We start from the raw sequence: 8,691 nt of genomic DNA, 5'->3' as shown, positions 1-8,691 counted from the left end.
TTGCCCTTCAACACTTTGCGCGTCGCCCCATTGCGCCGGTTGGCCTGCTGGCTGGCAGGCTCACCATGTGGCTCATAGCCCAGATGCTCGGTCAGTTCCGCGCCCAACATCCGTTCCATCAGCCGGACCTTCAGTTCCTTCATCAGGCCCTTGTCGCCGAGTAAATCCTCGGGTCGTTCAACGCCGCTAAGCAGCTCGTCCAGTAGTTCCTTGGAAATCGTCATTGCAGTCATGCTCCTTCGTTGGTGAAGCATGGGCCAGATTACTCATACACAGAAGATCGGACACTCTCTGATACTGGATTGAGCGGACTACCCTTCGGAAATCCGGACACGCAAACAGCTGGCTTGTAAACAAAAGCGATCATTTTCAATGCTCTTTGTGTTTGGTGGAACAACATGAACATTTGCCCTGTTTTGGATTTTTTTGGGGGCTGCTCCTTGTAGCCATCGCTGCAAAGCATTGGCTTTCGAACCAACTCCCAAGCCACGCGATATCCCCTGCTCGGTAAAATCTGGCATCTCCCAATGTGGTTTTCCATCACGTAGCGTGACGGGCAAATCAATCGCCTGTGTGCCAAGCCAATTCTGTACCACAGGATCCCCAGCATCCGGCCCGATAATGTGCCAGTGCACGCCCTCGGCCAACAAGGGCTGCCGATGTATCCGCCCAAATCGCGTGAATAAGATCATAAGGCCGCGCGGCATGTTCTTTTGCGGCCTTTTTTTGATTTGCCCACTGTGAAACTTGCGCAACCACGGGGTATGTCGCCCGAGATCAAAACTATGAACCTGTGCCCTGAAAAGCCGAAAGTTATGAGTATGAAACGGGTAGTAAAGTGTATAGATATCGACCTCGATCTCGGCTGAAATCGAACACACAAAATCTATCAGCGGCGGCATTGATCAATCATTATGCGACTGAACTAAGCGCTTCGTGAAAATTGCAATGCGTCCGATTTCGCCTCGGTTTTCGTTCTTTGACTATTACTTGCATGAGGCAGGTTTGGTTTTCTTGCCAAGACGTTTCCGGCTCCAGTTATCTGTCTGATGTTCCACTCCTCGGTGCTTACGATGAGCCAAGAACATTCTTATCAAATCGGCCTATTTGGACCCACATCCGCTGACGTCAGGCAGAGCACTGTTTCGGGAAAGGAGGGTCGTATGCGTAAGGCTTGATACGGTCTGCGCTCATGCAAGAAGATCGTTGCGGTCAAGTTTGAATCCAGACTTGACCCACTTTGCTTCGAGTTTTCGAAGGGTCTGGCCAAGCTCTACTCCTTGAACGTCAGGCATAAGATCGGCTGGTTTTACTGGGAACTGTGCATTTGCACCTCTGCGCAATGACAATTCCAAATCCATCGGCAAAGGTGTTTCCAATAGTGCTGCGCGCAAAAGGAAAATAGATAGGCCTGTCTCGAACCCAAAACGATAACCCGCCTCATCAGGGGGCGTTAACCCTCCGATTTGATCGCGCAGCAGGTCTAAAGATTTGGCTTGCTTCTTGGATAGCCGAAGCGCCTTTGAGACCCCTTGTCCACCCAAACAAGCAAGCCGCCGTATTGAATCAGCTCCTGCGTCGGTTTCATCTTCCAGGTGCACCATTGGCGCAAGGGCGCGATCATCCGCTCCAACGAGAACACAGCCTAAAGCTCCGGAAAGACGCATGGAGGCAAGGGCAGGCGCTGGGTTCGTTGCTGCAAGCAGTTTCAGCATTTCTGCCCCGATACGCTCCTTCGAAAGCGTCTCTATGCCAGCAAGATTCGACGAAATGGCGTGCAAAGCTTCGGGGTCGATGCCAGCCGTTTCGTCGCCATACCACGCATGAAATCTGAAAAACCGCAGTATCCGCAAATAGTCTTCTTGGATGCGCTGGGAAGCATCTTCAATAAATCGAACGCGGTGGTCACGTAAATCTTGAATCCCATTCAACGGGTCTACAACTGTGCCATCCGGCATCGCATACAGAGCATTCATCGTAAAATCACGGCGACGCGCATCGTCGTGTATGTCGTTTGAAAAGATCACTTTGGCATGACGGCCGTCAGTCAGAATGTCTTTGCGAAACGTGGTGATCTCATGAGGGATGCCATTGGCAATGACGGTGACTGTGCCATGGTCGATCCCTGTTGGAATGGCATGTAGTCCTGCGTTTGTGGTGATCTCTATGACGTCTTGGGGCAGTGCGTTGGTTGCGATATCGATGTCGTTGACCTCAACACCCAACAGCGCGTTGCGCACGCAGCCCCCGACAAAGAGCGCCTGATGCCCGGATTCTGACAGAGAAGTTAGTACCTTTTGGGTATGCGGGTTACTCAACCACATGCCGGCTACTTGCGTCACGCGTGCATCCTTTCGGCGAGCCCCCTGAGAATGCGGGCTGTCGCACCCCAGATATAATAGGATCCGAATGGAACAGTGAAATAGCTCCGTTTATGGCCCATCCAGCGGCGTGACTGGATTGAATAGTTATTTGGATTGGTGACATGGTCGAGCGGAACGGAAAAGACTTCCTCAACTTCGCCGGGTTCGGCAACAACCTTAAACGGATGTTTCACATGGGCGAGCACTGGCGTGACGCAAAAGTTGGTCACGGTTTCATGCGAGGGCAGAGTTCCTAGGACTGTGGTGTTTTCTGTCGGGAGGCCGATTTCTTCGCGCGCCTCACGCAGCGCGGCGGCGATCACGTCGACGTCTGTTTCATCCTGTTTGCCACCTGGAAATGCTATTTGCCCAGGGTGATGCTTGAGGTGTGACGCACGCTTTGTCAAAATCACATACGGCACGTTTTGTACCAATTGGATAGGCACCAGAACGCCAGCTGGACGCAATTTGCGGCCAGCCGGCAAGACGACATCTGGATTGAGATCAAAATCTGATGATCTTGCAGTGTCGTGTTCAAGCGCTGCGCGCAATACGGTTAGGGTGTCGCTCACCCCTCTGGTTCCTGTGCCTCAAAGCCGACTGACAGCGGGTCGATGTCGTAGTGAGCACCACAGAATTGACAATCGGCGGTGACACGGCCTGAGTCTGTGGTCATCGTACGAATGTCTTTGGCCGAGTATATAGAGAGGCTCTGACGCACGCGGTCTTCAGAACAGGTGCAGCCAAACCGAACCGGTTGTGCATCGAACACACGTGGAGATTCCTCATGAAACAAGCGAACCAAAAGATCAGTCGGGGGGACCGAGGGGCCAATAAGCTCGAGGTCTTCGACTGAGTCCAACAGGATATTGGCGCGATTCCAGTTTTCACCGTCATCTTCATTCAGAATATCTTCGGCCTGTAGCAAGCCGAGATCTCCGCTGCCGCTATCACCTGAAACATGTGGCGAGGCTTTGGGCATATGTTGCAGCATAACGCCGCCCGCACGCCAATGCTCGGGTACGCCGGGGGCGCTTGATTTCCCAAACCGTAAGGCAAATCTTGTTGCCAGCTGCTCGGATTGTGCAAAATAGGCTTCTGCACAGGCTTTGAGGGATCCACCAGCGATGGGCGTGATCCCTTGGTATGGCGCCATTCCGGATCCCTGATCGATCAGAATTGCAAAGTATCCATCGCCAACCTGGTCAAATGGTGACCCGTCAGTCAGGCGTGCTTCATCATAACTGGCATAAGCCCGAATTTTCGCGGGCTCACCATCTTCGGTGGGGCCGTAATAATCGGTGGCGATCATGCGAACAGCCCCCTTGGACTGAACCTGAAGGGACAGCTTCCAGCGCAACTTGATCGTTTGGCCGATCAAAGCCGTCAAAAGCGCCATCTCTGCGACCAATGCTTCGACCGCCGGGGGGTAGCCGTGTTGTTTGAGCACGCCATCAAGCACGCCATCTAGCCGCGCAACGCGACCGCGAATGTCAGATTTGTCCAACTGAAACGGCAACACAGTGTCGTCCCAGGCAATTTTTGTTCCAAGTGTCATGGGGTTTCCTCAGAGGCCTTCCCTTGCAATACCGCGACTATATAAGTGCAGCAAGGCTAACAAAAAGGGGTAACATGATGATCCGTCGATTTGGGCATCCGCCAAAAGCGGAAATTCAGTACACTTTGCGTCCAGGAGCGTATGCGGTATTGATGCGTGGAAATGACATGTTAGTCACCCATCAATCTGAACCGGAGCCTGAATTTCAATTACCGGGTGGCGGTATTGACCCGGGCGAGGCGCCAGTGGGTGCCTTGCATCGTGAAGTGTATGAAGAGACAGGGTATACAATTACCAAACCAACTCGATTAGGTACGTACCGAAGATTCGTCTTTATGCCAGAATATGACATGTGGGCGGAAAAGATTTGCTCAATTTACCTTGCACGTCCCGCGCACCGCATTGGGCCACCTACAGAGCCGATGCATGAGGCGTGTTGGATGCCAGCAGATATCGCAATTCCGATGCTCGCGAATGCCGGAGATCAGCATTTTGCAAGCCATTGTGTCTATTAGATCCACGGTCCGCGATATTCGAATAGGATGCCCGAGATGTCGTCAGGAAAACCGCGATCGCCTGCAAATTGGTCCAGGTGCCAAAGCATCGTTTCCAGCATTGTTTCAGCAGGTTGATCTGACAACTCACGTAATAGATCGACCAACCCGTCTTCGCCGAGCATCTCGTCATTTGGATTGGGGCATTCGGTGACGCCATCCGACAAAATCAGAAGCCGATCTCCGACATCTAATGTTGCCTCGAATTGTGAGAACTCTGCGTGATCGATAAGACCCACGGGGAATCCGCCCGGGCCATCCTGTTCGATTGTACCATCTGCACGCTGAATGACCGGATGAGGATGCCCAGCCTGTGCCATGGTGACATGGCCGGTTTGCAAATTCACCTCGGCCAATAACATCGTAAAATAAAGCTCGGTCTCCATCTCGTCCATAATGATCTTGTTGAGCCGAGCGATGACCGTAGCAGGCGGAAGATGCTCCTGAGAGCCGTCTGGCATGAACTGCAGCGCGACATTGTGTTCGGGTGAAGTCGAGGACAAATAGCCAGCTAACCTTGCGGTCATCAATGCCGAACTGATGCCATGACCTGATACATCAATTGAGAACAATCCCACACGGTGGTCATTAATGCGATAGTGCCCGACTAGGTCGCCACCTACATGACCGCTCGGATGTAGCATTAACGAGGCGACACCCGTGCCGAAATCTTGAAACCGATCCCGCACCAATGACTGTTGAAGTTTCTTGGCTTCGATAAGATCGTGATCCAGTGAATCATAGAGGCGTTGAATTTCATCCAGCGTATCTGTGATGACGCGGTTTTTCTCAGTTAGCTCCCGCTGCATCCTAAGAATGCGTTCTCCGGCACTGATGCGGGCGCGGAGTTCGTGCGCATTTACCGGTTTCGTCACAAAGTCATCAGCACCCCCCTCAAGCCCCCTCACGACCTCGGCCTTTTCGCTTTTTGACGTAAGGATAATGAAGTAGCCGTATTGGTCGCCCGGCAAGGCTCTAAAGGCTTTGCAAAATTCAAGACCATCCATACCGGGCATCACCCAATCACTCAATATGAGATCAGGCGCCGCAGACTGGCATATTTCCAGCGCTTCTTCTCCAGATCCTGCTTCCAACACCTCATATCCGTCGCGGGTAAGGGACGCAGACAATATTCTGCGTTGCAAGCGGCTGTCATCGACAAGCAATATCCGCTTGATCACCCCTGAATCTGGGGAGGTCTCTGGCGTGATAGTGTTTGGTTCAAGCACATTCATTCCTTGCGTGATCACACAACAATTTCCTCAACACCCTACGCTTTACACGCTGGACACTTAATTTTTCCTCAAAGCCTAAGTTTGTTTTTGTATTTCGCGCGGCGCTACGATCTTTTAACCATTTTCGCGCAAGGTCTGAAAAATGAAAGGATCTGCACCATGATCAATTGGGACCGTGTCACAGAGCTTCGAGAAGAGATTGGGCCAGAGGACTTCGCCGAAGTTGTCGAGATTTTCCTTGAAGAGGTAGAACAGGTGACTTCCCGTCTGGAAACAGCACCAAGTATGGCGAGTTTAGGGGCTGATCTTCACTTTTTAAAAGGCGGTGCGCTGAACCTAGGATTCAATGCATTTTCAACACTGTGCCAAGCAGGTGAAACATCCTGTGCAGAGGGAACGCCGGAAAGCGTCGATATAGCACGTATTTTGCAAGCGTACGCGGAGTCCAAGGCCGAATTTCAAGCACAATTGAACGCATAACCTTGAATTACCTGCGCCATTTCTTCCCATCGGCGGCCTGCGCCTTGCTCTAGGCGGGAAAACCCGTTATCGCGCCTGCGATATACGTTGAAGGGAATCTGACATGTCCGCGCCCAAAAAAGTCGTCCTCGCCTATTCTGGTGGCCTAGACACTTCGATCATTCTGAAATGGTTGCAAACCGAATATGGTTGCGAAGTGGTCACTTTTACCGCTGACCTTGGTCAGGGTGAAGAACTCGATCCGGCCCGCAAAAAAGCCGAGCTGCTAGGGATCAAACCCGAAAACATCTATATTGAAGATGTGCGTGAAGAGTTTGTGCGCGATTTTGTCTTTCCTATGTTCCGCGCCAATGCAGTGTATGAAGGTCTGTACCTGCTGGGAACCTCGATTGCGCGCCCATTGATTTCCAAGCGCTTGGTCGAAATCGCCGAAGCAACAGGCGCCGATGCAGTCGCGCATGGTGCGACGGGCAAGGGTAACGATCAGGTCCGGTTTGAATTGGCAGCCTATGCGCTGAACCCTGATATCAAGGTGATTGCACCTTGGCGGGAATGGGATTTGACGTCTCGGACCAAGTTGATCGATTTTGCAGAGAAGAACCAGATTCCAATCGCAAAAGACAAACGTGGCGAAGCCCCGTTCTCGGTTGATGCCAATCTCTTGCATACGTCTTCTGAGGGCAAAGTGCTGGAAGATCCAGCAGTCGCCGCGCCGGATTACGTTTATCAGCGTACAGTCCACCCCGAAGATGCACCGAACGAGCCCGAATTTATCGAGGTTGGCTTTGAAAAAGGTGATGCGGTTAGCATCAACGGCGAAGCAATGAGCCCTGCAACCATCCTGACCAAACTGAATGAGTTGGGCGGAAAACACGGTATCGGACGTCTTGATCTTGTCGAGGGGCGTTTCGTGGGCATGAAATCACGCGGCATCTATGAAACTCCGGGCGGTACGGTATTGCTCGAGGCACACCGTGGCATTGAATCGATCACGATGGATCGCGGCGCGATGCATCTAAAAGACGAGCTTATGCCAAAATATGCCGAGTTGATTTACAATGGGTTCTGGTACAGCCCAGAGCGTGAGATGTTGCAAGCCGCCATCGATGCCAGCCAAACTCATGTGACAGGAACGGTCCGTCTGAAGTTGTACAAGGGGTCTGCGTTCTGCGTTGGACGCTGGTCCGATCATTCCTTGTACTCTGAAGAACACGTAACTTTTGAAGATGATGCAGGTGCGTATGACCAAACCGATGCGGCAGGATTTATTCAGCTTCAGGCGCTGCGTTTGAAATTGATCGCTCAGCGGAATAAGCGCGTCAAATAGCGGTTTAAGTCTCTTTAAAAACGTCGGTGCGTCCAGCTACGTCATCGTTGCGAATACAAAAGCGCCCTCCTAGGACATAGGGGGGCGTTTGTTGTTTAAGGAGCGAAAAAATGTTGCGTGACATTGCTGATGGCATTCAAGCTGGATTGGGCGGAAAAACCTTTGAGGGATCATTGAAGTTCGATTGTGGTGAAGACGGCGTAATCGTGTTGTCTGAGCAGTCTGCTACAACAGTGGATCAGGAAACTGATTGTACGATCAAGCTGTCGCAAGCCAATTTGACCAAGCTGTTAACGGGCAAGCTTAATCCGATGACAGGCGTTATGATGGGCAAGCTCAAGGTGTCCGGCGACATGAGCGTTGCAATGAAACTTGGCCAGCTTCTGAAATAAGGTTGCCGACGAATGTGACAGACCTAAGTTGAGCGAACGCATAGGTCCGTGCTTGTAGTTAAAGCTTGTTGGCTTGCATTTTCTCGTAATGCGGCAAGGCTTGCTGAACAACGGCGTCCAAATCTTTGGACAACGTGGGCAGAGGGCCTTCTGCGCCCGCAAACCCCGACGAGTTCCACACAGACCCGTACCAATGCGGCGCCCATGCACCGTCATCCTTGTGCCCGCCCTCTGGCCAACTCAACATGTTGTCCTCAAACTGAAGGCCAATTGCGTTGCACAGTTTTTCGATCATTGCCTTGGGATTGTCGCGAATATCATGGCTATCAATGACAATCGGAGTTTGTCCCCAGCTTTCGACCAGATCATACAATTCGGATTGTTGGCGAAATCCGAGGTCTTCCAACGATGGGTTCTCTCGCTTAATCGCATAGCTTGCTGCGACACGTGCCGGATGGCGGATCAAAAAGACATTCACGACGTCGCGCATCCAGTCCCTGGGAACCCCGGGAATCATGTGATGGGTCATGTGTTTCTGATAATAATGTGACTTGTCGTCAGGGTTGATGCCCACGAGGGATGCGGCCACTGTCTTTGGGTCTTGTGGCTGACTTGTCAGAATTTCAGCTCTGAGCGGATGGTCCAATCCCGACAAAGCCAGATATGCCGCGTAAAAAGGCTCGTCGACGACAGCACAATCGGTGCGGTTGCCGAAGCTGTACATCATTGCCGTCGAGAGATTTCGCGGACCGCTCCACATTGCAATTTTCATACTGAAACCT

11 protein-coding genes are annotated in these 8,691 nt (G+C 52.0%); 4 read left to right on the top strand and 7 right to left on the bottom strand.

Annotation, left to right across the window (positions count from 1 at the left end):
- The 5 genes from FAP39_RS16105 to hslO form a co-directional block, all read right to left on the bottom strand.
- Positions 1 to 224, bottom strand: a 224-nt coding sequence (locus FAP39_RS16105; RefSeq protein ID WP_171006894.1) for a transposase, incomplete at its 3' end; no start/stop codon positions are given.
- A gap of 87 nt (positions 225 to 311) precedes the next feature.
- Complete coding sequence (locus tag FAP39_RS16100) at positions 312 to 647, bottom strand: hypothetical protein (protein WP_138017408.1); 336 nt, start codon at positions 645 to 647, stop codon at positions 312 to 314.
- A 543-nt stretch (positions 648 to 1,190) separates the two neighbouring features.
- Complete coding sequence (locus FAP39_RS16095) at positions 1,191 to 2,342, bottom strand: CCA tRNA nucleotidyltransferase (RefSeq protein WP_246059209.1); 1,152 nt, start codon at positions 2,340 to 2,342, stop codon at positions 1,191 to 1,193.
- Positions 2,339 to 2,935: a CoA pyrophosphatase gene (locus FAP39_RS16090; RefSeq protein WP_138017407.1), complete on the bottom strand. Its 597-nt coding sequence runs from the start codon at positions 2,933 to 2,935 to the stop codon at positions 2,339 to 2,341. Before FAP39_RS16090 ends, FAP39_RS16095 begins: the two co-directional genes overlap by 4 nt.
- Positions 2,932 to 3,921 (bottom strand): Hsp33 family molecular chaperone HslO, encoded by a 990-nt coding sequence (gene hslO, locus FAP39_RS16085; protein ID WP_138017406.1) that lies wholly within the window; start codon positions 3,919 to 3,921, stop codon positions 2,932 to 2,934. Before hslO ends, FAP39_RS16090 begins: the two co-directional genes overlap by 4 nt.
- Positions 3,922 to 3,998: 77 nt before the next feature.
- Between hslO and FAP39_RS16080 the strand changes: the two genes are divergently transcribed.
- Positions 3,999 to 4,436: an NUDIX domain-containing protein gene (locus FAP39_RS16080; protein WP_138017405.1), complete on the top strand. Its 438-nt coding sequence runs from the start codon at positions 3,999 to 4,001 to the stop codon at positions 4,434 to 4,436.
- On the opposite strand, the gene FAP39_RS16075 is transcribed toward FAP39_RS16080, so the two are convergent.
- Entirely contained in the window at positions 4,433 to 5,710 is a 1,278-nt protein-coding gene (locus tag FAP39_RS16075; RefSeq protein ID WP_138017409.1) for a PP2C family protein-serine/threonine phosphatase, read from the bottom strand. The genes FAP39_RS16080 and FAP39_RS16075 overlap by 4 nt on opposite strands.
- A 159-nt stretch (positions 5,711 to 5,869) precedes the next feature.
- On the opposite strand from FAP39_RS16075, the gene FAP39_RS16070 reads away from it, so the two are divergent.
- From FAP39_RS16070 to FAP39_RS16060, 3 genes are all read left to right on the top strand, one after another.
- Positions 5,870 to 6,190 (top strand): Hpt domain-containing protein, encoded by a 321-nt coding sequence (locus FAP39_RS16070; RefSeq protein ID WP_138017404.1) that lies wholly within the window; start codon positions 5,870 to 5,872, stop codon positions 6,188 to 6,190.
- A gap of 103 nt (positions 6,191 to 6,293) precedes the next feature.
- Positions 6,294 to 7,517 (top strand): argininosuccinate synthase, encoded by a 1,224-nt coding sequence (locus tag FAP39_RS16065; RefSeq protein ID WP_138017403.1) that lies wholly within the window; start codon positions 6,294 to 6,296, stop codon positions 7,515 to 7,517.
- Positions 7,518 to 7,627: 110 nt separating this feature from the next.
- Complete coding sequence (locus FAP39_RS16060) at positions 7,628 to 7,909, top strand: SCP2 sterol-binding domain-containing protein (protein ID WP_138017402.1); 282 nt, start codon at positions 7,628 to 7,630, stop codon at positions 7,907 to 7,909.
- A 58-nt stretch (positions 7,910 to 7,967) separates the two neighbouring features.
- Here the strand turns inward: FAP39_RS16060 and FAP39_RS16055 are convergent, their stop codons facing one another.
- Positions 7,968 to 8,681: a sulfotransferase-like domain-containing protein gene (locus FAP39_RS16055; protein WP_138017401.1), complete on the bottom strand. Its 714-nt coding sequence runs from the start codon at positions 8,679 to 8,681 to the stop codon at positions 7,968 to 7,970.
- Positions 8,682 to 8,691: the final 10 nt, after the last annotated feature.

The organism is Shimia litoralis (genome assembly GCF_005518135.1).
GTDB classification, from domain to species: domain Bacteria; phylum Pseudomonadota; class Alphaproteobacteria; order Rhodobacterales; family Rhodobacteraceae; genus Shimia_E; species Shimia_E litoralis.
Note: the sequence above shows the minus strand (reverse complement) of the source record. Positions and strands in the feature narration are given on the sequence as shown.

What these genes read in the sequence shown, in the direction of transcription:
- hslO (WP_138017406.1), bottom strand. Translation starts at nt 3,921, where the DNA reads ATGACACTTGGAACAAAAATTGCCTGGGACGACACTGTGTTGCCGTTT.
- FAP39_RS16080 (WP_138017405.1), top strand. Translation starts at nt 3,999, where the DNA reads ATGATCCGTCGATTTGGGCATCCGCCAAAAGCGGAAATTCAGTACACT.
- FAP39_RS16075 (WP_138017409.1), bottom strand. Translation starts at nt 5,710, where the DNA reads ATGAATGTGCTTGAACCAAACACTATCACGCCAGAGACCTCCCCAGAT.
- FAP39_RS16070 (WP_138017404.1), top strand. Translation starts at nt 5,870, where the DNA reads ATGATCAATTGGGACCGTGTCACAGAGCTTCGAGAAGAGATTGGGCCA.
- FAP39_RS16065 (WP_138017403.1), top strand. Translation starts at nt 6,294, where the DNA reads ATGTCCGCGCCCAAAAAAGTCGTCCTCGCCTATTCTGGTGGCCTAGAC.
- FAP39_RS16060 (WP_138017402.1), top strand. Translation starts at nt 7,628, where the DNA reads ATGTTGCGTGACATTGCTGATGGCATTCAAGCTGGATTGGGCGGAAAA.
- FAP39_RS16055 (WP_138017401.1), bottom strand. Translation starts at nt 8,681, where the DNA reads ATGAAAATTGCAATGTGGAGCGGTCCGCGAAATCTCTCGACGGCAATG.